The following is a 26,653-nucleotide window of genomic DNA, read 5'->3' on the forward strand; positions in this document are numbered from 1 at the left end:
CGAAACTGCTTCGCTTGGGAAGAACTAGCCAACTGTCACCTGATCGGTTTGCACGCCTGCGGCACCTTCTTCAGCAGAGGCGATCGCCACCAACTTGTCGAGAATTTCCTGACTGGGAACTTGACCTTTGAGAACAACCGTGCCGCTGAGCTGAGCCACATAAACAGTCTCGATATCAGCAACTTCTGGATCGCCGTCAAAAGCTAAAGCCACCCGCTTCGCCAGGCCGCTTTCGTCAAAATTTCCGTCTGGGCCGACTTTAGCAGGAGCGATGGATTGCGCTTGTGCTGCTTGCTGTACTACTTGTGCCATCGGTTCAGCCTGGGGTGCAGGCTTTTCGAGTCCGAACAGTCTTTTAAACCAACCCATAGTATTTGAGTCTCCTGAAAATACACTTTTTACACGATAGCTGATACTTTTAATCCAGACAATCTCCGACAACCTCAGAGAATCCGAATATAGCACACTCATCAGACAGGTCCCAGAGCATGGTGGTATCCCACAAAGCTTTAAGGAAAATCCCTAAAGCGCTACTCAAACTTGGTGTTTTCTAACCACAGTTGGGGCCTTTTAAAATTTTAGAGCCACCTAACTTTTATGGCTCTCACCGTATTTTGCACAAATCAAGGAGGTGTATTCTTCACTGGTTTTGACCAACCTCGAACCGCAAGGATTACAGAGATGCTCTCAAGCGAAAGCTTGAGAGAAGTGAGAGAAAGTCCAAGTCATCATTACTGATGGTTTTATGCAGGCTACTTCAGTCTACACCAATTGTCATGAGTATGACCTACAAGTCTAGGAAAATATCATCCTAGCAATTGCTCTAGAAGTCCAAAAGACTTGTAATTGTTGCAAAACTCAGTGAAATTTCTCAAAATGTTTTCCGGCCGACTTTTACAATCTCAAATTTCCCCTGATATCTAGATGTTGATTTTGCTATTTTATGTATATGACGATCGCGACGCCTTGGATTGCAGACCAGTAGTCGAAATAGTTCCCACTTTTACCTTGAAAAAACTGCACAGCGCGCCGGAATACATTCCCGGTTTGTTTAACTACTGGGGACATCTCGTGCTGGTCATCGAACTGTGTTCACTGATACAGGGGAGGCTAAACCCGCGCTTAATTGGGGGTAGTCCTGCATCTACGCTGTAAATCTAATTCTTAACTTTTTATATCATTTCCGGTTACACTCATACATGATGTTGACGGTTGACTGTTGACTGTTGACGCCGTGAACAGTGAACAGTCAACAGTCAACAGTCAACTCGAATTTACTATTCCGATGCTAACGGATTTGATATTAGATAATATTGTTCTGCTTCCGACCAATTCAGTTTAAGCAACGAATCATCTCCCCAGGTTAGTTTGAGACTCGGCTTAATTGCTTCCACGCCCAAAGCGCTAATAATCTGCGCTGCGACAGCTTTCGCCAATAGTGGCGGTACAGAATTTCCGACTTGGCGAAAACCGTGCCATTTTGTGACATGAAATCTAAACCAGTCAGGATAGGAATGCAGTCGCGCAGCTTCTCTGACTGTAATGCACCGAGGGGCGATCGGGTGAATCGGCCTCGGCGAAGTATAAGCCCCCCTAGCCCTGTCGGTTCCCGCCCTGAGAGTGTTGCAAACTCCGTCAGGGTGAAGCTTGTAAAAACGGCTGATCGGCTCTTTTTCGCCGTGTTTTGCCGCATGAAACCTTTCCATACATTCCTGAGAATGTTTAGTTCGCAAACTACAAGAGAGGATTTGTCGATCGTACTCGCGATCGTAGGAATAATCATCATCCAAACCCTCAATTCCGCGCATTATACTCGCATAAGTGCTGCACTTTCCGTACTCCGCCATTACCCAATCTCGGTGCAGCAACTCGCTGTAATTTTCCACTTCCGGCAAATCTCCAATCGCATCCCAAACTGTCGGGACAGCAGGTAAATTAATTTTCTTATAGCGTTTAGGAATTTTAATTTTCGGCAGTATAGTAGTTTGCTGAGGGTATTTTGGTAGCTCATAACCTTCTTTGCACCCCATCAAAAACAATCGTTTGCGAGCTTGCGGCACTCCATAGTGAACAGCGTTGAGAACTTGATAATTTTCTTCTACTTTATAGCCACGTTTCATAAAAGAGCTAATTAAAACATTCAGGAGTTCTTTGTGTTCTCCTGATGCAATCCCCGGCACATTTTCCATTACAAAAAACTTGGGTCTTAGCTCCAAAACTAAGCGCTGAAAGTGAAAAATTAGAGAATTTCGCGGGTCGTCCACATCGCGCTTGCCCATCATGGAGAATCCTTGACAGGGCGAACCGCTGATTACTACGTCTATCTCGCGCCGCCCGATCGCCGATTTTTTCCTAATTTCTGAACCCGTAAGCTGTGTGACATCTTTGCACAGAATAGAACACAGCGGGAAATTAAACTCGTGTGTGGCGCAGTGAATAGGGTCAATTTCGACTGATGCAAGTACATCAAAACCTGCTTGTTCAAAGCCCAGGGTCATGCCGCCCGCGCCTGCAAATAAATCAACAGCGATCGGTCGCTTTTTCCGATTGCTTGGCATAACATTTCAATAACAAAGTTGCTTTAATTTGCTGTATTTAATTTAACATTTTTCATTATTTCCGCAGCGGCCCGATCGCACACACCCACATCTCCGAGACTTTCCCGCATTTCCCGATAACCTGCCAAAGTTTGCTGGCGTCGATCGGCATTTTGCAGCAATTCCAATGCGTGATGCACTATATTTTCCGCAGTCGCCTCGTCTTGCAGCAACTCCGGGACGATCGGCTTCATTTGCACCAAATTGGGCGGAGACATAAAAGGAATCGAAAATTTCAGCACGTGGCGAAAAATCCAAGCCGTAATTGGACTGACGCGATAGAGGACAACTTGCGGAACGTCGAGCAAAGCTAGCTCCAGATTAACAGTACCAGATTTAGTAATCGCCAGATCGGCAGCAGCCAAGATTTCCAGAGTTTGATTTTCTAACAAAGTAGCCCGCAAACCGTAATTCTCGATCGCCTGTTCAATTTTGCTGCGGAAAGCTTTGTTAGCAAGCGGAATCCAAAAATGAACTTCCGGCAATTTAGCTTGAATAATTTGAGCTGCCTCAAATATAACCGGCATCAGGTACTTCAGTTCTTGGTGTCTGGAAGCGGGAATTAGGGCGATCGACACCTGTTCCGGCCCAATTCCCAAAGTTTTGCGGGCAACTTCCCGGCTGGGCGCAGATTGCATTCTATCCACCAAAGGATGGCCAACCCAACTCACTTCGGCTCCTTTTTTTTGATAATAACAAGCTTCTTCGGGGAAAATTGCCAAAAGTTGGTCGCAAATATTGACAATCAGCTCAGTATTGCGAGGAGAAATCGACCAAACCCATTCTTGAGGTGCGATGTACCACACCACCGGCAAATCAGGCAAATAGCGGCGGATATAGCTGCCTATACCGAGATTTGGAGTCAAATAATCAATCAATACAACAGCATCGGGGCGGAAGTTTTTGAGATAGTGTTTAGCTTTTTGCTGAACTTTAATCGTGGGCCAAATATACGGCACTGATTCTATAATGCCCATAGAACCAATGCCCACAGTATCGCCTAAAATAGTAGCCCCAGCTTCTGCCATACGAGGGCCACCCAATGCGGTTATTTCTAGATCAAAACCAGCCGCGACAGCGTGACGTTTTAAGGCTGCCACTAACAAAGCTCCTTGCAAATCGCCCGAAACCTCACCAGTGCTAATAAAAATTTTCATAAACTCCTCAATATCATCGGTAAGGTGCGTCAGACTAAAAACTCTTTGAGTTACCTCTAGGTGGTGACTGACGCACCCTACAGCTTCCTTCTACTTCTTCTACTTCTTCCTTCGTTTCCTTCGCGTCTTCGCGGTTCAATAATACTAATTCTTCTGGCGCGAAAGAATTAATATAAGCCTCATTTACTTCTTGCCAGGAATCAAACCGCGCCGGCCTTTGGTTATAGACTGCTGCACAAATCTCCGCAGGTGCTGCAAGTGGGCGTTTTCTGGCAACAAATCCAACTGTTCCAAAGCTTGATTTAGAGTGTAGCCAGAATGGTATAGAATACGAAAAGTTTTCTTCAAAACTAGCAAATCTTCTGCTGTAAAACCAGCGCGTTCGAGACCTATTTTGTTGATTGCTCGCACTCTCGAAGGATTCCCCTCGACTAGCATATAAGGAGGTACGTCTCGATCGATCCTGCTCAAGCCACCCACCATAGACAAGCGGCCGATGTGGACAAACTGGTGAACGCCCAAAACACCGCTCAATCGGGCTTGAGACTCGATTTTAACGTGTCCGGCTAAGGCTACAGCATTGGCGATAATTACTCGATCGGCGATCGCGCAATTGTGTCCCACATGAACATAAGCCATCAATAGATTATGATTGCCAATTGTCGTGCTTTCCCCGGCTCCAGTAGCGCGGTTAATTGTCACATATTCCCGAATTTGATTGCTGTCGCCAATTTTCACCCTAGTCGGAGAACCCTCGTATTTCAAATCTTGAGGTTCCAAACCAATCGCCGCACCGGGGAAAATTTGATTGCGAGCGCCTATTTCTGTTAGCCCGTCGATAATTGCATGAGCGCCAATCTTAGTGTCCGGCCCGATTTTCACTCTTTCCCCAATTACAGCATAAGCTCCCACTTCTACAGTCGGGTGAAGTTCAGCGCGGGGATGAATCACAGCAGTTGGGTGAATCAAAGTAAGCATTTTTCAGTTGTCAGTTGTCAGTTGGCTGTTGTCCGTTGTCTGTTGACTGTTGGCTGTTGTCTGTTGGCTGTTCTTAGTTATAAATTACCAATTACCCGTTACCAATTCCCCAATTTAATCTACCATCGAAAAAGTCAATTCCCCTTCACAAACTTTTTGTCCGTCTACTTCAGCCAGAGCCTGCATTTTTGCAAAGCGGCGGCGTTTTACCCACAGCAATTCTACAGTCATCAGCAACTGATCGCCCGGTACAACCTGACGACGGAACTTGACTTGATCAATTCCGGTAAACATCCACAATCCTTGCTTGATGTCAGGCAACTGAGCCAGAACAATACCGCCAACTTGAGCCATCGCTTCGACAATTAATACTCCAGGCATAATCGGCCGTCCGGGGAAATGCCCTTGAAAATGTGGTTCGTTGAAAGTCACATTTTTAATTCCTACAGCCTTCTCGGACGGCACGTAATCAACAATCTTGTCAACCAGTGCAAAAGGATAGCGATGAGGCAATAATTTCTGAACTTCTTCGAGAGTAAAAGTAGATTTAACCGCTGGAGAATCTTCACCGTTTTTGGTGGAGACGGATTCAGAATTAGCAGTATTGAGGGTGTTAACTTCAGTCAGCGTAGACATTTCTTGAAGAATTTTGAGTGTGGTATTGCAGAAGGCAGAAGTCAGAAGGAAGATGCAATCTTAACAGAATATCACCTTGTTTTTTCCTAACTTTTATCTAGGGTAGCTAGAGCTTCCGATTTCAGGGCTTGGGCGAGTTGGACGTGCAGGTTGTGACTGGCTTTGTAAGCCAAGTAGTGAGCTTTTGGCCAAGTTCCGAGCAGACTGAGGTCGCCTACTAAGTCTAGGATTTTATGGCGCACTGGTTCGTTGGCAAATCTCAAAGGCGGGTTGAGCCAGCCGGATCGATCGCAAACTAGGGCGTTCTCTAGGGTACCACCTTTGATCAAACCTGCTTGTCGCAATTGGTCAACTTGGCGAGCAAGTCCAAAAGTGCGGGCTGGGGCGATCGCGCTAGCAAAACTTTCTGCTTCTGGCGACCAACTGTACCATTGATTGCCGATCGCCTGTTCCTCAAAATCAATTCCGTAACTAAATCGAGTTTCGGCTGAGGGTAAAGCCGCTGCAAAAGCATCCCCGTGGCGCACCCAAATTGGCTGTTCTAGGACGCAGGAGGGAGTGGGGGCTTGCTTCGATTCTTGAGGAACTAAGCCGGTATGGGCGATCGCCTCTACCCAAACCTGAGCCGAACCGTCCAGCAGCGGCACTTCCGGCCCATCAACCTCTATTCGAGCATTATCCGCTCCCATCCCCGCCAAAGCGGCTAATAAATGCTCTACAGTGCGAATTTGAGCATCAATACCTGCCAGTTCCGTTGAAAGTGCAGTCTGACAAACTGCCTCAATTTTTGCAGGAATTATCGGAGCACCAGGCAAGTCAATTCTGACAAAATAGCGGCCTTCCCCAACCGCAGCCGGCAAAACTCGGACGCGAGTTTGTTCGCCGCTGTGCAAACCAATTCCCGACAGTTCAAATTCAGATTTTAGGGTGTGAATAGTCATTTGGAAGAAGGAAGAATGAACAAGGAAGTTAACCGTAGTTAACTCCTTAACCACATCCTAAGATGTGCTTAACGCCCTCGACTACAGCCACCACAGCCGCGATATCTAAAAATGACTGGAATGGCACTATGATCGAGGTGATGCTAGCTCCAATTGCAAGACCTCCTAGAACCTTTGCTACTACGGCGGGTATCATAATTGACATAGATGGCACACTAGCTGTAGCAGCAAAGGTTAAAAGTCCCCCCATTAGAGCAATGATCGCGATCAACTCCGACGGTCCGACAGTATGACAAGAGCTAGTTTCTGCTAACAGCATTTGAGTAAATTGCAATATCGGAAAAAATGGACTCATCTTGGGCAGGTGGTAAGGTTCTCTACGATTGTAGCAACTGCAACAGCGTCACAGTAGTTAACCCGTAGGGTGCGCCGGGCCGCGCACCTTAGACATGATTGGTAGGGTGGGCCCAGACGCAGCTTAGCAATTACCCATTAGCAATTACCCATTAGCAATTACCCATTAGCAATTACCTCTTACTCCTAACTAATGACTAATGACTGCTGACTAATGACTCTTCGTTAATTAAAATCGCTCACCAATTCCAAAGTGAACTTGATTGTCGCCAGTGTCGTTGATACCGTAATCGATCCGGATCGGCCCTAAAGGAGATTGAATCCGCACGCCGAGGCCATAACCGTAACCGCTACCGGGCTTTCCACGGATACCTGCAGGGTCGCCTGGGACATCTTCGCCCGTGCCCAAGTCAGTGCCAGCATCCAAAAATAGCGCTCCGCCGAGAAAGGAAATAATCGGAAAACGGTACTCAACGCTGGCTTCTAGGAAGCTGCGGCCGGCTCCCATGTCGCCTTCGTCGTATCCGCGCACCGAGTTGGCGCCGCCCAAGGCAAAGGCTTCGTAGGGAGGCAAATCTCCGAATACGGTGCCGCCCCTAAAACTGAATGCCAGGGTTTGAGGGCCGGCGGTAAAGTTAGTGTACTTGACTGGTAGGTACAAGCTGTAGCTGGCCCGCAGGCGGTTTAAGAGGATGCTGCCGGAACCTACAGGAATCGATTGTTCCATCCCAAATCTGAGCAGGGAACCGCTAGTGGGGCGGAGGGGGTCGTTGCGTCGATCGCGTACCACACCTGCTTGCAAAGTTGTCAAGTCATCCGAACCCGAATCGCTAAAACTTAACAGGTTGCCGAGTTCGTCCTCGGATTCGCGCCTGCCTTTGCGATCGGTAATTGAGACTCGCTGGTACTGCAAGCCGACTGAAGCAGTCCACTCAGAATCGGCAAAAGGATTGGCCGACAGGGGACGGGTGAAATTGATGCCGGCCCCGGTGCGATTGATGCGGGGTCGATCCTCGTTGGGCAATCTGACTTCCCGTTCGCCGCCGTCAAAAATCACGCTGATCGATCGTCTTCTAAACGCATTAATCGTATAAGAAGTCCGGTAAGGATCGCCCGCAATCCAGGGATCTGTAAAACTCACGTCAAACAGATTTTGGCGTTCCCCGATTTGCACCTCAGCGCCCAACTTCTGGTTCCTACCGCCCAAGTTTTGCTGCTGGTAACTCACCGTACCGAACAAACCCGTCGCGGAACTCAAACCCGCACCCGCTGCTAGAGAACCGGTATTTTTCTCAATGACGTTGACAATTACCCTTGCCTTGCGGGGGTCAGTCGTTCCCGGTTCCAAGGCAAGTCGCACGTCTTCAAAAATTCCCAAACCAAACACCCGTCTCAAATCTCTTTCCGCCTTGGTGCGGTTAAAGATGTCTCCGGGCTTGAGTTCTACTTCGCGGGTGATGACAAACTGACGGGTGTTGCCTCCGATCGGCTGACCCGTGGCATCTGTTGCCTCTCCCTCCTTGTTCAGGAAGCGGACATCAACGGATTCGATCTGGCCTTCTGCCACTACCAGGGTGACAGTGCCGTCGTCTGCTACTTGCGGGGCATCAGTGATTTGCCCCAAAACATAGCCGTTCTCTTGATACCACGCATTAATTTTTTTCACTCCCTCTTCAAAGCGGCGGAGGTTGAGAATTTTGCCGTATTGATCGCGGAAGCTTTCGTCAATTACGCTTTGGGGCAGCACTTGCTGACCGGTGATTGTCACTCCCCGCAATACCGGATTTGGCTGCACAATAAAAGTCACCCGGACGCCCAACGGGGTGTCTTCCGGTACTGCCCGCACGTTTCTAAAAAAGCCCGTGGCAAAAATGGCGTTGATGTCTTGTTGCAGTTGGCTGCGGTTGGTCGTGCGTCCCGGTTGGGTGCTGATGACTCGGTAAATTTCGCTTTCCAAGTCTTCCGTCGCCCCGGTGACTGTAACTTCTGCAACTAGCACTTGCGGTTCTGCCGCCCCAGCGGGTGCGGGCGTTTGTCTGGGCCGCGGTGCTGGGCCAGGGGGCAATGGGGGAACGGTGTCGGTGGGCGCTCTGGTCGGGGCCGGTCTGGTCGGGGCCGGTATTGTCGGAACTTGGGCGTTTTGAACGATCGTCCCTGATTCCTCTGGTTTCCCTAGCTCTGCTGCGATCCAGGCGGGCGTTACCGCCGCTTCCGATGGGGGGAGCGAGCTGTCCTGTTGTGCCTCTGGCAGGGCGTTTTGACTGCTAGAGGCGGGGGAGGGGTTGGATGCTAGCTGGGGTTGGAGTTGAAGGAGCGGAGGTGAAACCGGGGAGGGCGGGTCTGTGACTAGGTTTGGGGGCTCCTCGCCTTGTCCTCTGTCAGGGGCCGTAGCTATTGTTAGGGCTTCCCCTTTGCCGGTTTTAGCGGCTTTGCGGTTTTGAGGAGGGTTTTGGGTTAATTCTGGAATGGGGCGATCGGGTAATTCGATCGACGGGGCGGGCCGGGCGGCAGCCAAAGCTTCCTCTGCAGATTCAGAGTAGGATGTTTGGCCGTTTGCAGAATTTGATAACCCGAATGTTGCTGAGGCAGTAAAAACTGCCACCAATACAGCAGATAAACGCATTTTTGTTCACTTTTTTGGGCAATTCACACACCACATTAGTCATTATTCATTAGTCATTAGTCATTAGTTATATAAGTCGGTGGAATTTCGCGCTGACCGCTAATTGATGACTGTTGACCGCTGAGCTGACATCAAAGGCACAAGGGTGACAAACTGTGCAATTGTAGCGCATTGTTAAAGCCTCTAGACTTTCTGAGCTAGAACCCGTTGGAGAACTTGCTGGTAAGCGGTTTCCACCGATCCCAAGTCCCGGCGGAATCGGTCTTTGTCCATAACACGGGCGTCGGGGTCGGTTTCTGCGTTGTCCCAGAGGCGGCAGGTGTCGGGACTGATTTCGTCGGCGAGGAGCAGATTTTGATGTTGGTCGATACCGAATTCTAGTTTGAAGTCTACTAGGGTGATGCCGCACTCGGTGAAAAATTCTTTGAGTATTTCGTTAATTTCGCGGGCGGCTATTTCTAGTTGGTCTACTTGTTCGGGGGTGGCTAGCTGCATTAACTGGAGCCGGTCGCGGGTCAGCAGCGGGTCTCCCAAATCGTCGTTTTTGTAATAAAACTCCACCAGCGGGGGATTGACTATTGTGCCGAGGGCGAGCCCGGTCTGCTTGCAAAGACTGCCGGCGGCAATGTTTCTGACTACGACTTCCAATGGCAAGATTTGGACGCGACAGACTCGCATTTGGTTGGGGGCCGGCGTGTCGATGAAGTGGGTGGGAATGCCTTTGGCTTCTAGCATCCGAAACAGGTGGGCGGATACGGCGCAGTTGATTTCGCCTTTGCCGACGATGCTGCCCCGTTTCTGGGCGTTAAAGGCTGTGGCGTCGTCTTTGAAGTGGGTCAGCAAAATTTCGCTGTCTTCGGTGGAGTAGAGGATTTTGGCTTTGCCTTCGTAGAGTTTGCGATCGGCTGACATGGCGATTAATAATAAGGTAGATGAGTTTTAGATTTTACCGTAGCTCGATCGGGCGTTATTGGCGAGTTTTTGGATCTCGGCTGCGCCCCTGAGAGCATGAGGGGCGAGTACACCTGCCGGTAGATACCGTCATCGGCCCCGGAATAAATGATTCTTGACCAAAAAAATGGGATACAAGCCTCCCCCTTCTAGGGGGACTTTCGGCTCGGAATCTCTCAGCGAGGTTTTTGCATTAAACAGCACTGCATTTATTCAGGTCGGCTCTACAATGGCTGTATGTTAAATCTAACCTACGAGTACAAGCTCATTCCTACCGATACGCAACGCCAGACTTTCGACCAGTGGCTCAATATTTGCCGCAAGGTCTACAACTTTGCATTGCGAGAACGAAAAGATTGGGTTAATTCTCGTAAGTGTGATATCAACTCGTGCAGCATGAAGCAGGAATACATGATCCCTGCTGATGCACCGCGTCCAACCTTTGCGGGCCAATGCAAATCATTAGCCCAAGCAAAGAAGTTAATTCCTGAGTTGAAATTGCCTCACACCCATGTCTTGCAGCAGGCGTTGCGCCAACTAGAAGCAGCGTTTGTGGCAATGTGGGAACGAGGACACGGTTTTCCTAGATTCAAAAAGCGGATGCGCTCCGTAGTGTTCCCTCAATTGAATCTAGAATCCGTTAAACAGTTTGATGGTGCCGATTGGGTCAACCTACCCAAGATTGGGTTAGTTAAAATGCACCTGGATCGTCCAATCCCTCAAGGGTTTGAGGTTAAGCAAATTCGCGTTGTTAAGAGGGCTTCTGGCTCCTCGGCCATGCTCAGTTTGCAATGTGATATCAAAGTACCTCAAGCCTCACCTTCAGGACATGGATTAGGGATTGATTTAGGGTTAAAACATTTTTTGGCAACTTCTGATGGTGAATTGATTGATAGACCTAGATTCTTTGTGGATGGACAACGCAAGCTGAAATTGCTGCAACGTCAACAATCGCGCAAGAAAAAAGGCTCTAGAAAGTTTCGTCAAATTCATCACCAAATAGCGAAGCACCACGAATACATCTCGAACAGTCGCTCATACTTTCATTTCAAGACTGCACATCATTTATGCAACGCAGCCCAAACAGTATTTGCTGAGGATTTGAACCTCAAAGCAATGTCAGCCGGAATGTGTGCCAAGCACACGCTTGATGCAGGGTTTGGTCAGTTCTTGAATATCTTGAGCCATGTTTGCTTTAAGCGAGGTGCGTACTTCGCGTCTGTAAACCCGAACGGAACAAGTCAAACTTGTCCAAGATGTCAAACCCATACAGGCAAAAAAGAACTATCCGAACGGGTACATAAATGTCAAACCTGTGGCTATGAAACGAATCGAGATGTTGCAGCCGCGCAAGTGGTGTTGCAGCGTGGATATACAGCGGTTGGGCAAAACGAGCGTGAATTTTGGGGAGGGGAAGCTACATGAGTAGTCCCAATGAACCAAGAATCCTCGTGCCTTCAGGCCGAGGAGTTGTCAAAAAGGACAATAGAGATTAAACCTGCTGGGTTCGCGATCCGTGCTGGCTAAACCTCCCCAACGAGACTGGCGCTTAAAAAACATCTATAAAATGGCTGATTTATGCAAGACAAAAAAATTCATATTCTCTTGGTAGAAGATGATGAGGTTGATGTGATGAACGTCCGGCGAGCTTTCAAAAAAAATAACATCGTCAACCCCCTCTACATTGCTGCCAATGGATTAGAAGCTCTGGCAATATTACGTGGAGAAGGAAAAATAGACCCTCCAATGCCTCAAGCGCGCCGGTTGATTTTGCTGGACTTGAATATGCCGAGAATGAGCGGGATCGAGTTTTTGCAAGAATTGCGACTGGATGAATGTTTGAGGTCAATTCCGGTAATCGTCCTCACAACTTCTAATGAAGATAGAGATAAAGTAAAAGCTTATAATTTGAATGTAGCGGGCTATATTCTTAAACCTGTGACTTTTTCTAACTTCGTGGAAGTGATGGCTACCCTCAACAGATACTGGATGCTGAGCGAAATTCCCTAAACCAGGGAAAATTTAATAAAAAAATTTTCAAGGGGGGTTTGTGATTTTTCAGCGATGCAGTTGTTTTAATTCCGTTTTCTCGACAGCAGCTTTTTCGGAGTAATCCACAATTCGGTTTTTATGGACAAAATTCTCACAATTCTGATAGTTGATGACGATGCAGTTGATCGAATGGCGATCAAACGATCGCTCAAGTCCGCTGGTGTTTCGGCAGAAGTTACTGAAGCAGAAGACTGCGCGGATGCCCTGGCCCAACTCTCGGTCAGCAAAAATTCTACTCAGGCTACCGCCAAACTCTCCAAACCAAATAAATCTCAACCTTTAAGCGAGGTTGAGGAGACAGAAAAGGGGGTGCTATTAAATCAAATATTTGAGTGCAAATTTGACTGCGTATTGCTGGACTACGGATTGCCCGACGGAGACGGGCTGAGTTTGGTAAAAAATCTACGAGAAGCGGGGCTGAAAGTTCCCTTAATTGTGCTCACAGGTCAAGGCGACGAACAAATTGCTGTGGAATTGATGAAGGCTGGAGCTTCTGATTATATTGCTAAAAATAAGCTTTCTCCCGATAGTTTGTCTCGCAGTTTGTACAATGCCATTCGCGTTTACCGCGCCGAATCAAAGGCGTTTGATGCCAGTCAAAAACTTAAGGAAAGTGAGGAACGGTACAGGTTAGTTTTAGAGGGAGTGAACGACGGAATTTGGGATTGGGATTTAAGTAAAAATGAGGTTTATTGGAACGATCGCCTTTTGGAAATTATCGGTTTGTCGCGAAAGCAATTTGGCAGGACTATGGAAGCTCTATACAACCGCCTGCACCCCGATGACAAGGAGGGAATCGTCGCCGCGATCGCCGCTCACTTGGAACAAGAAATAGACTATAATGTAGAATTCCGGCTGCTACACTCGAACGGTCTTTACCGCTACTGCACTTCTCAGGGAAAAGCTCAGCGGAATTCCCAAGGAAAACCGCTGCGGATGGCCGGCATGATTAGCGACATTACCCAGCGCAAACAGGCGGAAGATGCTCTGGAAAGGGAACGGCTGCAACTGAGACAAATTATTAATTGCGTGCCTGTAGCAATGGCGATGTTCGATACACAAATGCGCTATATGGCTAATTCTAAAAAATGGATTAGTCAATTTGATTTGGAGTTGCCGTCCCTGAATAATCTCAGCCATTACGAATTGTTTCCAGATACCCCCAATCGCTGGAAAGTAATGTATCAAGAAGTGCTCAAAGGCAAGGTAGTTTCTGTGAGCGAAGATGCCTGGGAACGAGCCGACGGATCTGTTCTGTACCTGCGGTGGGCTGCTCACCCTTGGTACGATCCAGACGAGAAAGTCGGGGGAATTGTGATGGTTGCCGACAAGATTAATGAGTTGGTGGAAGCGCGGGAAACTGCCTTAGAAGCGAGCCGGGTGAAGTCGCAATTCTTGGCGAACATGAGTCACGAAATTCGCACTCCGATGAATGGGGTTTTGGCAATGGCTCAATTGCTGCTGCGCGCTCCTCTGGAACAGAAACAGCGAGACTGTGCTCACACGATTTACCGCAGTGCTGAACATTTGCTGACTGTTATTAATGATATCCTCGATTTCTCTAAGATTGAAGCTGGAGAAATGCGGCTGGAAAAGTCTAATTTTGATTTGGATAGTTGCGTTGAGTCGGTGATAGAAATTATAGCGCATTTGGCAGAAGAAAAAGGTATTGAATTGAATATTTTAGTAGACAGCTCAGTGCCGAGAAAGTTGGTGGGCGACTCGGGCAGATTGAAGCAAGTTTTGCTGAATTTGACGGGTAATGCCATAAAATTTACCGATCGCGGTCAAGTTCTAGTTCACGTAACTGTGAAACAGGGCAACCGACAGGCAGACGGTAGACAAGAAGCAAGATTGCTATTTTCCGTGCGGGATACTGGCATTGGAATTTCGGCAGAAGGGCAAACAAAACTGTTCCAATCTTTTTCTCAGGTAGACGATTCTCCTACTAGGCCTTACGGCGGAACGGGTTTGGGTTTGGCGATTTGTAAGCAGTTAGTGGAGATGATGGGAGGCGATATTGGAGTTCGCAGTTTGCTAGGCAGCGGTGCTACTTTTTGGTTTACTGTACCTTTGGAAAAACAGTTGCCAGTTGAGCCTCATGATCCCGAACTTGCGGGCAAGAAGCTGTTAGTAGTATCGGAAAGCGCTTTGAGGAGGGCAGCGGTGCGATCGCTCGCTCAAAGTTGGGGTGCCCGCTGCGATGAGGCAGAAACTGCTACTGAGGCTTTGACTTGGTTGAACAAGGCCCAGGGCGCGATTTCTCAGAATTCGGGGGAGAGGGAAAAAAGCTGGGATGTGGTGCTTGTGGACTTGCAAATGCCGGAGTTGGATGCGGAGGAATTTGCTAGGAAAGTGCGATCGACCTCGACAGTTGGCTCGTTAATCGCCATGACTGCTTTGCGAGAACAGCCCAAAGCTGAATCGCTTTGCAGTCAGGGTTTTAACGGATATTTGATCGAGCCGGTGCGGCCAAGCCGCCTGCTTGAGACAATGCTTGCGTCGGTTAAGGGAACGGGAGAGTTTGGGAGGCGGGAGGCTGCTAATACTTGCAAATTGCCAGCAGTTAATTCTCAATATGTTACTCCCAATTCGCCGTCATCCCTGAGAATTTTGCTGGCGGAAGACCACCCGATCAATCAACAAGTTATTGTCGAACAGTTGGCCGTTTTAGGCTATCAGGCTGACTGCGTGGTCAACGGTCAAGAAGCGCTGGATTTGCTGGCTAAAAAAAGCTATGATTTAGTGCTGATGGACTGTCAAATGCCGGTACTTGACGGTTACAAAGCGGCGCAAAAGTTGAGGGAAATCGAAGGAAGCGATCGGCATACTTTTGTGATGGCTTTAACTGCTCATGCTATGCCGGGGGAACGAGAAAAGTGTCTGGCGGCGGGGATGGACGATTATCTCAGCAAACCTGTAGATTTAGATGCTTTGGCGGCGGCTCTGAAAAAGTATGAAGCCCTAAATGTTCAGGGTGAAAATAAGTATGGAGTTAAAAGTATTAATTCGGAAAATACATCTCAATTAGCAACAAATTATACAGAACTTGTGGAAAAAGCGCAGGTTGTGGCTGGGCCGGCACCAAGGGCGATCGCACTTCAAACTTGGGAACATAGAGACTACGACGGACTGTTCGACAAGAGCAGATTGGAGCAACTCGGACGAGTTAATATTAAATTACCAGAGCGACTTTTGCAAGCTTTTGTGGCAGACGCCCAAGCTGATATGGCTGCTGCCAAAGTAGCTCTAGAAGCTAAAGATTGGCAAGCTGTGGAATATCAAGCCCACCGTCTCAAAGGAACTTCTGCTAATGTGGGAGTTGCTCTGATGTCGGATTTGGCCGCACAATTGGAGCATCAAGCGCGAGGCTTTCAATCTGAACCACCAGAGAGGGAATTGTTAAATATTGAGAGGGTTGAGAACATATTAGTGAGTTTGTCCAGTCATTTAGCCCGGGTTCAAGAATTTGTGGAAACTCGAATGTTTGGTTAATATCTTACTCGCTCAGAGTCGATATTAGTCGGCGATTAAAATCGCCATTACAAAAACGAAGTCCCTCTCTAAGAGACTAAGAAATAAAGCGATACGGTACGGAGGGTGCATCCTACATATAAAAATTATAATAGGGAAATTTAGTTGGTTTCTTTCTTCACTCCGTGTCCTCTGCGTTCTCTGCGGTTAATTTAAAAAATAATTAAGTTAGCTATGAATTACGATCCCAGTACAAACACTATTTTAGATAGCGATTCATTAGAAAATGATGAAAAACGGCTCACGCCTTTGATGACATTTGCTAGAGAACTTTTATTGTATGAAAAAGAGGCTATTGCTGAGCAAGATTCTGTAAATGCTGTGCCGTACTCACCCGAAGAAATCAATAATTTTTGTGTAGACGAAAACGAGGCTATCTCTGAGCAAAATTCTGTAAATGCTGTGCCGTACTTACCCGAAGAAATCAATAATTTTTGTGTAGATAATCTGGTGGCAAAAGTGGCTCGGTGCTGTCGGGAAAGCAAGGTTGGGAAAAAATTACCTACGGCTTTTTACGTTCACGTTTCGGCTTTGCAAGCACTCAACCCAGTCATCGGAATCTACGAAAATTGTGCCAGACGCACTCTCGAAAATATTGATGAAGCCAATTTAGTTAAAATTTCACTCCATCAACCTAAAATATCTTATCTTTTTTACCCTGATTTCGATACAGATGCTCATCCTGCTTTGCAAACCAGCATCCAAATTAATCTAGCAACAGGGGAAGTTAAATATTTCGATTACAGCAACAGCGAAAATCCCCCGGTTTTGCACCGTAAGGAAACTTTTGTAGCTGCGGATTATCCCAATTACGAAAAGTTTGCTCGACTCACTCGCTGCGAGGAAAAGTGGGGGCTGCTTGACAATACTAGCGTTATCGGGACTCGCGAGGGTTGGCTCAAATATTTGGGATATTGCGGTGTAGAAATCCAAGATCATACTGTTGTCGAGCGTTTGAAAGAGGAGAATAGTGAGCTATCAATTCCTAAGATCGAGCGGCACAAAGCTGCAATGGTACGCAATTCGCTTTCTAAACCTCTGCGTCTGGTTTTAGAAGCTGATTTAGCGATCGACGGGGCGACTTTTTTTGATTACGGTTGCGGTTTCGGCGGGGATGTTAAATATATTGCACAAGAGGGTTATGCTATTTCTGGTTGGGACCCCTACTATCAGCCGGATACTCCGCGAATTTGTGCTGATATTGTGAATATTGGTTATGTGATTAATGTGATTGAATCTTTGGCGGAACGACGAGAAGCTTTGCTGAATGCTTGGGAATTAACTAAGAATTTATTAGTTGTAGCGGCTCAGGTTTTGATTGACGATCGCCAACAAGGTCAAATTGCTTACGGGGATGGGGTGATTACTTCTCGGAATACTTTTCAGAAGTATTACGAACAAGAAGAGTTGAAGGTTTATATCGACCAAGTTTTGAGTGTGGATGCAATTCCTGTTGCTTTGGGGATTTATTTTGTATTTCGGGATGCTGCGGAGGGTGAAAGTTTTCGTGCTTCTCGGTTTCGATCGCACTTATCGACTCCCAGGGTGCGATCGCAAGTTAAGCGGTTTGAGGATTATGCGGAAATGTTGGCTCCTTTGATGGCTTTTGTGAGCGATCGAGGCCGCCTTCCGGTTAAAGGCGAATTAGCGGAAGAATCGGCGATTAAGGAGGAATTTCACAGTTTTAATCGCGCTTGGAGGGTGATTTTGCAAGCAACGGATGCGGATGATTGGGAGAAAATCGCCGACAAGCGCCGCCAAGATTTGCTGGTGTATCTGGCTCTGAACGGTTTGGGCGATCGACCTTCAATGCGCCGACTCCCGGCTCAAATCCGCAACGACATCAAAGGTTTGTTTGACAATTATCAAAAAGCTTGCACTTTGGCAGATTTAATGCTATATAGTCTGAGCAAACCTGATATTGTTGCGGATTGCTGCGAAGATAGTGCGATCGGCTACAAACAGCCCGGTACTCTTTCAGTTCACGTCTCTGCATTAGAAGAACTAGATCCTTTGCTCAGGCTCTACGAAGGCTGCGCCAACCGCACAATTGGCAGACTTGACGGCGCGACAATTATCAAATTTTACGCTCGCAGACCTCAGATTTCCTATTTATTTTATCCCGATTTTGACACTAACCCGCATCCAGCCCTTCACACTTCTATGCACATAGATTTGCGCGACCTTTCTGTGAGCTATCAAGACTATTCTGATGTGTATAATCCACCAATTTTAGTAAGAAAAGAAGCTTTTGTTACTGCTAGTTATCCCCATTATGACAAGTTTGCGAAACTCACCCGCCAAGAAGAAAAGTTAGGTATTCTCGATCGTGGCGCAGTTAAGAAACATCGGGAATGGATGAAGTGTTTGGAAGAAAATTGCGTTAAAATTAAGGATCATAAGTTGTTTTGGCGATCGAATGCTGACCCAGAAAAGTTGAAAATGCTGCAAAAAGCTGCGTCGGAACGCCACTCGCAAAAGATTGAGGTTAATGCGGGAAAGATTGAAGGAACCGCAGAGGGCACAGAGAGCACAGAGGATGGAAAAGAAGAGGAATAGTCATGGAAACAGAGAAAGTTTCTGCCTAACTACCCAAAATTGGGATTTTACACAGAAAATTTCTGCTTTTGACCCCATGACGGGAAGGGAGTAGTTCCCAAAATCTCAAAATATTGATAGACTTAATCAAAGATATCTTGTTCTGTTTAAAAGGTATAGCCATGACAAATCAAGAGTTTTTAGGTGAATTTTTATCTCTGCCGGCTGAAGCACAGAGTCAAGTGGTAAGTTTGATCGCCTTTTTAAAACAAAAGTACATATATGATGAACCTGTCTCTTCGTCAGTAAATGTTGATTTAATGAACGATCCATTTATTGGAATGTGGCGAGATCGTCAAGACTTAGGTAGCACTACCTGGGTACGTAATCTCCGAGAAAACGAGTGGTAAAAAGCACATGGCTAGTTCAACTATCATAGATACCGACATAATCATTGATGTTGGTCGTGGTATTCCTGATGCAGTTAATTGTTTGCAAGGACTAAAATCAAGTTCTCGATTAGCAATTAGCATAATCACACAAATGGAGCTAATTGTTGGCTGCGCTAACAAGGTAGAGTTACAGACTCTAGAAAAATTTATCCAGCAGTTTGACGTGATTAGAATTGACCAGTCTATCTCAGATAAGGCGGTTGACTTGTTACGGTTGTATCGGCTAAGTCACGGCTTACTAATTGCCGATGGCTTGATCGCAGCTACAGCAATAGTATGGGAGTACCCTTTCATCACTAAGAACCAACGAGATTATCGATTCATTCAAAACTTAAATTTATTGCCATATCCGTAGCAATCAGAAAGCCTAACAATGCGTTGGAGTCGAGTATCGGTATTGGTTTACTTGATGGACGAATTGTAGTTGTTGTCTACACGGAGCTTGATGAGGAAACAGTTCGCATTATTTCATTACGAAAGTCACTGTCTTATGAACGCAGACGCTATGAACAATACCTCACAAACCGACTGGGCTAGAATCGACGCAATGAGCGATGAAGATATCGATACTTCCGATAGTCCACCACTATCGGAGGAGTTCTTTACTAGAGCGCAATTACGAATGCCTCAGTCGGCTATTACTATGCAAGTTCAAGTCGATCCTGAAACATTTGCTTGGTTTCAGGCACAAGGAGAAACTGCCAGCAAATGTCTGTAGCACTTAGGATTTATGCAGATGCACACAAAACCTATCCTGCATTCGTAGCAAAGCCAGCATAGCGACAGCTATAATTATGGTTGGCTTTCATTACCTTCCGACAAAGAATTAGGCTTCTTGCTACAATGTTTCGATACAGTTCAAGTCAGCTAGAATATGTCCCTAATGAGCGCCCCAGCAAAATTCCAAGCAACCTCTCCTCCTTTCCGTTGGGATGAAGCGGGAGGTATCCGTATAGGTTCGAGTCGAGTCACCCTAGATAGCATACTTGCTTCATACCACAATGGCTCCACTCCCGAAGAAATCGCTATTCAGTATTCAGTTGTTCGCTTAGAAGACATATACAGTACCATTGCTTACTATCTAAACCATCGTCAGGAAATTGACAGTTATTTGGAACAGCGCAGCCAACAATCTCAGCAACTGAGACAAGAACTTTCTCGACAACACAACTTAGTTGATCTGAGACAACGTTTGCTTACTCGTTATCAGTCAAAAGGGGAGTCGATACCAAGTGCGCCTTCTAACTGATGAAAATTTTAATGGAGCCATATTGCGTGGGCTGGTGAGACGTTTGCCTGAATTAGATATTGTTCGTGTCCAAGATGTAGGGCTGATTCACACTGACGATCCAGATATTTTAGAATGGGCGGCTAATGAAGGACGCATCTTACTTACCCCTGATGTGGCCACTATTACGATGTATGCCTACGAGCAGTCAATCAAGGACTACCTATGCTTGGAGTTATTGAGGTTATTGCAACAGCACCCATTGGTAAGATCATTGATGATTTAGAACTATTTATTTGTTGGAGTCAGCCTGATGAATAGGAAGGTCGAATTCTTTTCATCCCTTTCCCTATACTGTGATTTGGCTAGATAGTCGGTGGAATCTACTGTATGTGGTTCACATTGAGCGTGAAGAAAATGTCATTCGGATTATTTCAGCACGTAAAGCAACTCGTCAGGAGAGGGCAGAGTATGAAGGTTGAAGCATTAAAGCAGCGATTAAACCGCAACCGTCCAATGACTAGCGTGACGATTCGTATGCCCGAAGATGTTGTGGAAGATTTAAAAAAAGTTGCACCATTGTTGGGTTTTTCGGGTTATCAGCCATTAATTCGTGCTTATATCGGTCAAGGTTTGCGCGTTGATTTAGAACGATTTGAGAGCGAGACAGTAACAGCCTTAGTAGCAAGTTTGAAGCGTCGAGGTGTCAGCGATGCAGTGATTGATGAGGCATTAAACGAAGTCCTTCGTGCTGAGCCCTTTTAATTGTGTCTAGCCAGCAGCATCTCATATCCAACCCGTTGACATCGGAATTATTCATCTCTCTCTTCTGCAGACTCTGCGCCCTCTGCGCCCTCTGCGGTTAAATCATTCCCATACAATCGGAATTGATACCATTACAAAAGTCACTGTCTCATAAACGCAGACCCAACCATCCTACTTTTGACGAAGCCGTTCGCCTCAGACAAGAAGGGCGTAAGTCTGCTGAATAGCTCAATACCTGCACGCGAGCCAAAAACCCGGTTTCTGCGTGAATATCTCAAGGGATTATCCACGATTTTTCCTAGAAACCGGGTTTTTTAGGTTGATAGTGCGTAAGTCCTGTTAAGCAAACTTAATCTTCAAATAATCATCCTCCATCTTCGCCCCCGAAGGTTGCAGTGCCGCTAAAGCTTGCGGCAACACCAAATTACGGCGGTGATTCCCAATCCGAACATTCAACTCATCTCCCGTTTTGGTCAACTGGATCTGATCCTTAGCAATTCCGGGCAAATACAGTTCAAGACTATATTGATTGTTTTCCTGCACGATCTTAATCGTATTTTCTTTGTAATAAACTTGACTTGGGTCTTCGTCTTTGTAAAGCGTTTCTTTCAACCGTTCCAAAGCTGCCAAACCGCACATTTCTTCAGAATAAAGTGGCACTTCCTTAACTGGCAGTGGCATGAAATCTGAGTGAATTTCCTGACGATACTGTTCCTGGCTTTCTTTCCACCGTTTGAAAAATGGGTCAGTTACTTCTGCGGGAATAATCCGGTTAGCTACTACTAAATCTGTGGCTACATTGTACAAACTCAAATAGGCATGAGCCCGCAGAGACTCTTTAATTACCATTTTTTCAGGATTGGTAACTAACCTTACCGAAGTCACAGTATTGTCAGTTAAAACCTTTTCCAAAGCTTCGATTTGTTCGTAAAATTCGTAAGGTGCATCCATCACCTCTTTGTCTGGTAAAGAAAAACCCGCAATTGGTCTAAAAATAGGTTCAACTAAAGGTCTAAGGGCGGCTGATATGCCTTGCAGCGGCTTGTAAAATTTTCTCATGTACCAGCCGCCAACTTCTGGCAAACTTAGCAGTCTCAATGCTGTGCCAGTCGGAGCAGAATCGATAATTAAAACATCAAATTCGCCTTCGTCGTAATGCCGCTTCATTCGTACTAAACCGAAGATTTCATCCATTCCTGGCAAGATGGCTAATTCTTCAGCTTGCACTCCTTCGAGTCCCTGCGCTCGCAAGACTTGAGTAATGTAGCGCTTAACTGCTCCCCAATTGCCTTCTAATTCCCTGAGAGCGTCTAATTCTGCTCCCCACAAATTCGGTTTCACCAGCCGCGAATCGTGTCCGAGTTCCATGTCGAAGCTGTCGGCTAAGGAGTGAGCGGGATCTGTGCTCAGCACTAGGGTTTTGTATCCCAATTCGGCACACCGCAGCCCAGTCGCAGCGGCTACGGAGGTTTTGCCGACGCCGCCTTTTCCAGTCATTAATATTAAGCGCATTGATTGTTTAGCTCGCCTGAAACTTCTTTACTTCTTCATTGTAACGTTCTGTAACAGAGATTAATTTAGTGGGCGCTTAATTTTGGCGATCGCCCACCGCTGAACACCGCGCATTTCCGGCGACACACGAAATTGCTGCCATGTCAAGATCAGTTAAAATTCTTTATCTCAGATATCAATTGCAACAAATAAAAATCCATCAGCGTTCATCTGTGTTTATCTGCTAACATCTGCGGTTAAAAAAGGGATCTCGCTCTTGAAACACTATTTTTTATTGCTAAAAAACCTAAGCCAAATTCTCACACATTAGTTTTCCGAAGAAATACAAGCTGTTTGAGCACATCCAACCGCGAACAGTCCCAGTAATCGATGTGAGAAACAATTAAACCGTCGGTGTTGACTTTCAGTTCGCTCCTACCGGCGATCGCCATTTTCGGTTTCCAAGGTAGCGGTGCGATCCAGCTCAGAGTCCAGCGAGTGTCTATAGTATCTCCCGACTGCGAAATCCCGTGCAAATCCAGATTTACATCCTGAAAAAAAGTCCCCATAAACCCGATCATTTTGCGGTAGCGATCGACTCCGGTAAATCGATTCACCGGATCTTCAAAATAAACATCTTTTGCATAGATGCTGTAAGTCTGATTATCGGGAAATCTTTGATAATCGTTTTTGAGAATTTCCAGAATGTCCATTTCGAGCGATCGTTATTCTTCTATTATTAGAATATAATTTTAACACAATATATCAAAAATCCGCAATTCTCATCCAAATTGTGATAGTATATCGGGTTATTTCCTGCCTTGCCAACTTTCAACTTAACATCACAACTATGATTGACCTCTACACTTTTACCACCCCCAACGGTCGCAAAGTCTCGATCATGCTCGAAGAAATAGGTTTACCCTACAACGTGCACGTCATCAACATCACAAAAAACGACCAATTTAGCCCAGAATTCATCGCCATCAACCCCAACAGCAAAATTCCGGCGATAGTCGATCGAGATAACGGCATCACCGTCTTCGAGTCCGGCGCTATTCTGATCTATCTTGCCGAAAAAAGCGGCAGATTCCTGCCCACAGACAAACACAAATACTTTCAAGTTATGGAATGGCTGATGTTTCAAATGGCCAGCGTCGGCCCGATGTTTGGTCAGCTAAACCACTTCAAACGCTTTGCACCCGAACAAATTCCCTATGCGATTGGGCGCTACGAAAAAGAAACCTTGCGCCTCTACGGAGTATTAGACACTCAACTAGCAAAATATGAATACATCTGCGGCGACTATTCGATCGCCGACATTGCTACCTATCCCTGGGTTGCCATTTACGAATTTCAAGGATTAACCCTCGACAACCACCCCCACCTCAAACGTTGGGTAGAAACTTTGCAGAAGCGTCCCGCCGTTGAGCGCGGAATGGCTGTTCCATCATTATAAACCCCGCATCTAAATTGTATTTTCGGGAGGGCGTCCCGCCCACCCCACAAAGCAAGTTTACTGTTTGTGGAACGGGCTTCTAGCCCGTTCTCAATCCACAGCGGGCGGGCTAGAAGCCCAACCCCTACTCCCCACAAAGCAAGTTTACTGGTTGTGGAACGGGCTTCTAGCCCGTTCTCAATCCACAGCGGGCGGGCTAGAAGCCCACCCCACAAGCAAATTGACTTTTGTGGAACGGGCTTCTAGCCCGTTCAAAAAAAGCCCTCAAACTCAATCGGCGAAATGCTTAATAATCGCCTCAGCAAACTCCGAACACTTCAACTCAGGCACCGGCGGCTCCATCAACCTCGCCAAATCATAAGTAACTTCACCGTTAGAAATTGCCGCTCCCAAACCCTTCTTAATCAAGTCTGCTGCTTCCTGCCATCCCATGTATTCTAACATCATCACCCCGGACAAAATCAGGGAACCGGGATTGACTTTATCCAAACCAGCGTGTTTAGGTGCAGTGCCGTGAGTCGCCTCAAAAACTGCACATTCATCACCAATATTCGCACCAGGGCCCATACCCAATCCACCCACAATGGCGGCGGCCGCATCGGACAAATAATCCCCGTTCAGATTCATTGTCGCCAAAATCGAATACTCGGCCGGTCGGGTTTGAATTTGTTGGAAAATACTGTCAGCAATTCGGTCGTTGACCATGATTTTTTCTTTCCACTGGCCGCTGCCGTGACTGTCCCAAATTGCAAACAGAACGTCGGCTACTTCTTGACGAATTTTGGCTTGTTTTTCTGGGGTCAAAGCATCGTATCCTGGGTCTATTTGGCGAGCATTATCTTCTAAGCTAATGTCGGGATTTTTTTCTTTGTTGCCCAGAATCCAAGACTCTCTTTCCGTTACGCACTGTTCGCGAAATTCGGTGGTTGCTAATTCATAACCCCAATCTCGGAAAGCTCCTTCGGTATATTTCATGATGTTGCCTTTGTGCACCAAAGTCACTTGCTGCTTATCTTTTGGCAACCGTAAAGCGTGGGTAATGGCGCGCCGTACTAAACGCTGAGAACCTGTTTTGCTAATGGGTTTAATTCCGATTCCAGAATCGAGGCGAATTTGTTTCTTGCCATGTTCTGGTGTTGCTGGAATTAACTCATTATTGAGATATTCAATCAATTTCTTGCCGATTTCGCTGCCTTTTGCCCATTCAATTCCGAGGTAAATATCTTCTGTATTTTCCCGGTAAATAATTACATCTAGGAGTTCAGGAGTTTTGTGTAGCGATGGTGTTCCAGCATAATATTTGCAGGGCCGCACGCAAGCGTAAAGGTCAAAGATTTGCCGCAAAGCTACGTTTAGCGATCGAATGCCGCCCCCGATTGGGGTTGTCAGCGGCCCTTTGATGGCGACTCCGTATTCTTTGATGGCGTCTAAGGAATCCTGGGGCAGATATTGGTAAGTACCGTAGACATCGCAGGCTTCGTCGCCTACATAGATTTTAAACCAGTTGATTTTTCGATCGCCACCGTAAGCCTTTTCTACCGCAGCATCCATGACTTTCTGGGATGCAGGCCACAAGTCAACGCCCGTACCGTCGCCGCGAATGAAGGGAATAATTGGGTCATTGGGGACGATCGGCAAACCGTCTTTGAAAGTAATTTTAGAACCTGTTGTCGGGGCTACAATCTTTTCGTACATATCTTAACAGCGCGGATAGGAATGTTCCCTATTTTGCCACGATTATCTGCCTAAACCTCCACCAATCCTAAATATTTGTATAAATTTAAGTGGGATTTTTGGGCGATAGGCTGCCCGTCACTTTGACTTTTGGGCGATCGCCAATTTCAACCTCAATTTAAAAAAGTAGCAAAGATAGCAGAAGTTTCTCTCAAATCTCCCTCTCTATCTTTCAGCGCTACGGTTGAGAAGATGCTGGAAACAAGTCAGTGGATTTTAGATTTTAGATTTTAGATTTTTAGATTTACTCCACACATGAATCTGGGAGGTTGAACCTTAGTCTAAAATTTTGAACGCCTCGCGACTTTTGTCGGAAAGTTGTATGCGTTTTTGGGTGGGGTCAAAATGGTGATTGTAGCCGGCGATGAACGCAAATAAACGCCGATTATTTTCACAACTTTTGCCTTTATTTGCGATATTTTTCCTTCTGCATATTCTTCTTCACAATCCACAAAATACACCAGATGACTATAATCACCACAACTATTTTGGCAACCGGGCCCAGATATTCCTCTACAAGTGTATAATTTTCCCCTAGTTTATATCCGGCAAAAGTCAGGAAACTTACCCATAAAAGAGTGCCGCCGGTTGAGTATAGTAAAAAAGGAATTAAAGGCATATTATTGATGCCAGCGGGCAGGGAAATTAGGGTGCGAACTCCCGGTACGAGGCGACACAAAAACACGGCTTTGTTGCCGTGTCTGTTAAACCATCTATTTGCTTTGTCAATATCGGCACCCGATACTGTGATCCACTTGCCGTATTTGTCGGCTAAATTCCTCAAGCGTTCTTCGCTCAATAATTTACCCGCATAGTACCAGGGAAACGCCCCCAGAATTGTACCGATTACTCCTGCTGCGATCGCCGGCGCTAACTCCATATCATCACCCTTTGAGGCCGTGAATCCTGCCAGCGGCATAATCAATTCTGAGGGTATGGGGGGGAAAAGATTTTCTAAAAACATCAACAGGCCAATTCCGAGATAGCCCATCGACTGCATTGTGTTAGTGATCCATTCAACCATTTTGATTTAATAATTGGTAATAGGTACTTTGTATTTTGCTCATTTTTGATCGTTCCCAGACACAGCCGGGGAACGCATATAAGCGAGGCTCTGCCTCGACTCCCCATGAGGGAGGCAGAGCCTCCTTGTATTCATTCCC

General features: G+C 46.4%; 25 protein-coding genes. 12 read left to right on the top strand and 13 right to left on the bottom strand.

What is annotated here, in order from left to right; genetic code table 11:
* Nucleotides 1-24: 24 nt before the first annotated feature.
* Nucleotides 25-369 carry a BON domain-containing protein gene (locus tag QUB04_RS19375; protein ID WP_333140664.1) on the bottom strand — a complete coding sequence of 115 codons (345 nt, stop codon included), beginning with the start codon at nt 367-369 and terminating at the stop codon, nt 25-27.
* Between the two features lie 555 nt (nt 370-924).
* Between QUB04_RS19375 and QUB04_RS19380 the strand changes: the two genes are divergently transcribed.
* Nucleotides 925-1,155, top strand: coding sequence for a chemotaxis protein CheW (locus tag QUB04_RS19380; RefSeq protein ID WP_333286811.1), 231 nt, complete (start codon nt 925-927; stop codon nt 1,153-1,155).
* Between the two features lie 122 nt (nt 1,156-1,277).
* Here the strand turns inward: QUB04_RS19380 and QUB04_RS19385 are convergent, their stop codons facing one another.
* The 8 genes from QUB04_RS19385 to purC all read right to left on the bottom strand — a co-directional run bounded on the left by QUB04_RS19385 (nt 1,278) and on the right by purC (nt 10,198).
* Nucleotides 1,278-2,558 carry a DNA cytosine methyltransferase gene (locus QUB04_RS19385; protein ID WP_333286813.1) on the bottom strand — a complete coding sequence of 427 codons (1,281 nt, stop codon included), beginning with the start codon at nt 2,556-2,558 and terminating at the stop codon, nt 1,278-1,280.
* A gap of 23 nt (nt 2,559-2,581) precedes the next feature.
* On the bottom strand, nt 2,582-3,754 hold the full coding sequence (gene lpxB / locus QUB04_RS19390) for a lipid-A-disaccharide synthase (protein WP_333286815.1): 1,173 nt from the start codon (nt 3,752-3,754) through the stop codon (nt 2,582-2,584).
* Nucleotides 3,755-3,937: 183 nt separating this feature from the next.
* Complete coding sequence (gene lpxA / locus QUB04_RS19395) at nt 3,938-4,732, bottom strand: acyl-ACP--UDP-N-acetylglucosamine O-acyltransferase (RefSeq protein ID WP_333107001.1); 795 nt, start codon at nt 4,730-4,732, stop codon at nt 3,938-3,940.
* Between the two features lie 114 nt (nt 4,733-4,846).
* Nucleotides 4,847-5,368, bottom strand: coding sequence for a 3-hydroxyacyl-ACP dehydratase FabZ (gene fabZ, locus QUB04_RS19400; protein ID WP_333163518.1), 522 nt, complete (start codon nt 5,366-5,368; stop codon nt 4,847-4,849).
* A gap of 86 nt (nt 5,369-5,454) precedes the next feature.
* On the bottom strand, nt 5,455-6,309 hold the full coding sequence (gene lpxC, locus QUB04_RS19405; protein WP_333286817.1) for a UDP-3-O-acyl-N-acetylglucosamine deacetylase: 855 nt from the start codon (nt 6,307-6,309) through the stop codon (nt 5,455-5,457).
* A 46-nt stretch (nt 6,310-6,355) separates the two neighbouring features.
* A complete protein-coding gene (locus QUB04_RS19410; protein WP_333250555.1) occupies nt 6,356-6,664 on the bottom strand; it encodes a hypothetical protein in 309 nt (102 codons plus the stop codon).
* A 228-nt stretch (nt 6,665-6,892) separates the two neighbouring features.
* Entirely contained in the window at nt 6,893-9,286 is a 2,394-nt protein-coding gene (locus tag QUB04_RS19415; protein WP_333286819.1) for a BamA/TamA family outer membrane protein, read from the bottom strand.
* A 183-nt stretch (nt 9,287-9,469) separates the two neighbouring features.
* Nucleotides 9,470-10,198, bottom strand: coding sequence for a phosphoribosylaminoimidazolesuccinocarboxamide synthase (gene purC / locus QUB04_RS19420; protein WP_333142053.1), 729 nt, complete (start codon nt 10,196-10,198; stop codon nt 9,470-9,472).
* Nucleotides 10,199-10,474: 276 nt separating this feature from the next.
* Here purC and QUB04_RS19425 point away from each other — a divergent pair, with 276 nt between their 5' ends.
* The 10 genes from QUB04_RS19425 (at nt 10,475) to QUB04_RS19470 (ending at nt 20,806) form a co-directional block, all read left to right on the top strand.
* Nucleotides 10,475-11,662 carry a transposase gene (locus tag QUB04_RS19425; protein WP_333142052.1) on the top strand — a complete coding sequence of 396 codons (1,188 nt, stop codon included), beginning with the start codon at nt 10,475-10,477 and terminating at the stop codon, nt 11,660-11,662.
* 153 nt (nt 11,663-11,815) lie between these two features.
* Entirely contained in the window at nt 11,816-12,247 is a 432-nt protein-coding gene (locus QUB04_RS19430; RefSeq protein WP_333076249.1) for a response regulator, read from the top strand.
* 120 nt (nt 12,248-12,367) lie between these two features.
* A complete protein-coding gene (locus QUB04_RS19435) occupies nt 12,368-15,784 on the top strand; it encodes a response regulator (protein WP_333286821.1) in 3,417 nt (1,138 codons plus the stop codon).
* A gap of 213 nt (nt 15,785-15,997) precedes the next feature.
* Nucleotides 15,998-18,382: a DNA phosphorothioation-associated putative methyltransferase gene (locus QUB04_RS19440; RefSeq protein ID WP_333286823.1), complete on the top strand. Its 2,385-nt coding sequence runs from the start codon at nt 15,998-16,000 to the stop codon at nt 18,380-18,382.
* 161 nt (nt 18,383-18,543) lie between these two features.
* Nucleotides 18,544-18,771, top strand: coding sequence for a hypothetical protein (locus tag QUB04_RS19445; protein WP_333142049.1), 228 nt, complete (start codon nt 18,544-18,546; stop codon nt 18,769-18,771).
* Between the two features lie 7 nt (nt 18,772-18,778).
* Nucleotides 18,779-19,168 carry a type II toxin-antitoxin system VapC family toxin gene (locus QUB04_RS19450; RefSeq protein WP_333286825.1) on the top strand — a complete coding sequence of 130 codons (390 nt, stop codon included), beginning with the start codon at nt 18,779-18,781 and terminating at the stop codon, nt 19,166-19,168.
* A 135-nt stretch (nt 19,169-19,303) separates the two neighbouring features.
* The gene (locus QUB04_RS19455) at nt 19,304-19,531 is read left to right on the top strand and encodes a hypothetical protein (RefSeq protein ID WP_333107018.1); all 228 of its coding nucleotides are present in this window, start codon (nt 19,304-19,306) and stop codon (nt 19,529-19,531) included.
* Nucleotides 19,532-19,696: 165 nt separating this feature from the next.
* A complete protein-coding gene (locus QUB04_RS19460) occupies nt 19,697-20,062 on the top strand; it encodes a DUF433 domain-containing protein (protein WP_333053176.1) in 366 nt (121 codons plus the stop codon).
* 34 nt (nt 20,063-20,096) lie between these two features.
* On the top strand, nt 20,097-20,327 hold the full coding sequence (locus QUB04_RS19465) for a DUF5615 family PIN-like protein (protein ID WP_333286827.1): 231 nt from the start codon (nt 20,097-20,099) through the stop codon (nt 20,325-20,327).
* 185 nt (nt 20,328-20,512) lie between these two features.
* Nucleotides 20,513-20,806, top strand: a complete 294-nt coding sequence (locus QUB04_RS19470) for a hypothetical protein (protein ID WP_333236366.1) — start codon at nt 20,513-20,515, stop codon at nt 20,804-20,806.
* A 339-nt stretch (nt 20,807-21,145) separates the two neighbouring features.
* Here QUB04_RS19470 and QUB04_RS19475 read toward each other — a convergent pair whose 3' ends face one another.
* Complete coding sequence (locus QUB04_RS19475; RefSeq protein ID WP_333262239.1) at nt 21,146-22,318, bottom strand: TRC40/GET3/ArsA family transport-energizing ATPase; 1,173 nt, start codon at nt 22,316-22,318, stop codon at nt 21,146-21,148.
* Between the two features lie 299 nt (nt 22,319-22,617).
* Nucleotides 22,618-23,010, bottom strand: coding sequence for a DUF2358 domain-containing protein (locus QUB04_RS19480; RefSeq protein ID WP_333286829.1), 393 nt, complete (start codon nt 23,008-23,010; stop codon nt 22,618-22,620).
* A 137-nt stretch (nt 23,011-23,147) separates the two neighbouring features.
* Here QUB04_RS19480 and QUB04_RS19485 point away from each other — a divergent pair, with 137 nt between their 5' ends.
* Nucleotides 23,148-23,756 (top strand): glutathione S-transferase N-terminal domain-containing protein, encoded by a 609-nt coding sequence (locus QUB04_RS19485; protein WP_333286831.1) that lies wholly within the window; start codon nt 23,148-23,150, stop codon nt 23,754-23,756.
* Nucleotides 23,757-24,026: 270 nt separating this feature from the next.
* Here the strand turns inward: QUB04_RS19485 and QUB04_RS19490 are convergent, their stop codons facing one another.
* Both QUB04_RS19490 and QUB04_RS19495 read right to left on the bottom strand, forming a co-directional pair.
* Nucleotides 24,027-25,451, bottom strand: a complete 1,425-nt coding sequence (locus QUB04_RS19490; protein ID WP_333286833.1) for an NADP-dependent isocitrate dehydrogenase — start codon at nt 25,449-25,451, stop codon at nt 24,027-24,029.
* A gap of 445 nt (nt 25,452-25,896) precedes the next feature.
* Nucleotides 25,897-26,514, bottom strand: a complete 618-nt coding sequence (locus tag QUB04_RS19495) for a DedA family protein (RefSeq protein ID WP_333286835.1) — start codon at nt 26,512-26,514, stop codon at nt 25,897-25,899.
* Between the last annotated feature and the right edge of the window lie 139 nt (nt 26,515-26,653).

Source organism: Microcoleus sp. D2_18a_B4 (assembly GCF_036702475.1).
GTDB lineage: Bacteria > Cyanobacteriota > Cyanobacteriia > Cyanobacteriales > Microcoleaceae > Microcoleus.

Bases quoted from the DNA above. Each gene is read 5' to 3' on its own strand.
- QUB04_RS19375 (WP_333140664.1), bottom strand. From the start codon at position 369: ATGGGTTGGTTTAAAAGACTGTTCGGACTCGAAAAGCCTGCACCCCAG.
- QUB04_RS19380 (WP_333286811.1), top strand. From the start codon at position 925: ATGTTGATTTTGCTATTTTATGTATATGACGATCGCGACGCCTTGGAT.
- QUB04_RS19385 (WP_333286813.1), bottom strand. From the start codon at position 2,558: ATGCCAAGCAATCGGAAAAAGCGACCGATCGCTGTTGATTTATTTGCA.
- lpxB (WP_333286815.1), bottom strand. From the start codon at position 3,754: ATGAAAATTTTTATTAGCACTGGTGAGGTTTCGGGCGATTTGCAAGGA.
- lpxA (WP_333107001.1), bottom strand. From the start codon at position 4,732: ATGCTTACTTTGATTCACCCAACTGCTGTGATTCATCCCCGCGCTGAA.
- fabZ (WP_333163518.1), bottom strand. From the start codon at position 5,368: ATGTCTACGCTGACTGAAGTTAACACCCTCAATACTGCTAATTCTGAA.
- lpxC (WP_333286817.1), bottom strand. From the start codon at position 6,309: ATGACTATTCACACCCTAAAATCTGAATTTGAACTGTCGGGAATTGGT.
- QUB04_RS19410 (WP_333250555.1), bottom strand. From the start codon at position 6,664: ATGAGTCCATTTTTTCCGATATTGCAATTTACTCAAATGCTGTTAGCA.
- QUB04_RS19415 (WP_333286819.1), bottom strand. From the start codon at position 9,286: ATGCGTTTATCTGCTGTATTGGTGGCAGTTTTTACTGCCTCAGCAACA.
- purC (WP_333142053.1), bottom strand. From the start codon at position 10,198: ATGTCAGCCGATCGCAAACTCTACGAAGGCAAAGCCAAAATCCTCTAC.
- QUB04_RS19425 (WP_333142052.1), top strand. From the start codon at position 10,475: ATGTTAAATCTAACCTACGAGTACAAGCTCATTCCTACCGATACGCAA.
- QUB04_RS19430 (WP_333076249.1), top strand. From the start codon at position 11,816: ATGCAAGACAAAAAAATTCATATTCTCTTGGTAGAAGATGATGAGGTT.
- QUB04_RS19435 (WP_333286821.1), top strand. From the start codon at position 12,368: ATGGACAAAATTCTCACAATTCTGATAGTTGATGACGATGCAGTTGAT.
- QUB04_RS19440 (WP_333286823.1), top strand. From the start codon at position 15,998: ATGAATTACGATCCCAGTACAAACACTATTTTAGATAGCGATTCATTA.
- QUB04_RS19445 (WP_333142049.1), top strand. From the start codon at position 18,544: ATGACAAATCAAGAGTTTTTAGGTGAATTTTTATCTCTGCCGGCTGAA.
- QUB04_RS19450 (WP_333286825.1), top strand. From the start codon at position 18,779: ATGGCTAGTTCAACTATCATAGATACCGACATAATCATTGATGTTGGT.
- QUB04_RS19455 (WP_333107018.1), top strand. From the start codon at position 19,304: ATGAACGCAGACGCTATGAACAATACCTCACAAACCGACTGGGCTAGA.
- QUB04_RS19460 (WP_333053176.1), top strand. From the start codon at position 19,697: ATGAGCGCCCCAGCAAAATTCCAAGCAACCTCTCCTCCTTTCCGTTGG.
- QUB04_RS19470 (WP_333236366.1), top strand. From the start codon at position 20,513: ATGAAGGTTGAAGCATTAAAGCAGCGATTAAACCGCAACCGTCCAATG.
- QUB04_RS19475 (WP_333262239.1), bottom strand. From the start codon at position 22,318: ATGCGCTTAATATTAATGACTGGAAAAGGCGGCGTCGGCAAAACCTCC.
- QUB04_RS19480 (WP_333286829.1), bottom strand. From the start codon at position 23,010: ATGGACATTCTGGAAATTCTCAAAAACGATTATCAAAGATTTCCCGAT.
- QUB04_RS19485 (WP_333286831.1), top strand. From the start codon at position 23,148: ATGATTGACCTCTACACTTTTACCACCCCCAACGGTCGCAAAGTCTCG.
- QUB04_RS19490 (WP_333286833.1), bottom strand. From the start codon at position 25,451: ATGTACGAAAAGATTGTAGCCCCGACAACAGGTTCTAAAATTACTTTC.
- QUB04_RS19495 (WP_333286835.1), bottom strand. From the start codon at position 26,514: ATGGTTGAATGGATCACTAACACAATGCAGTCGATGGGCTATCTCGGA.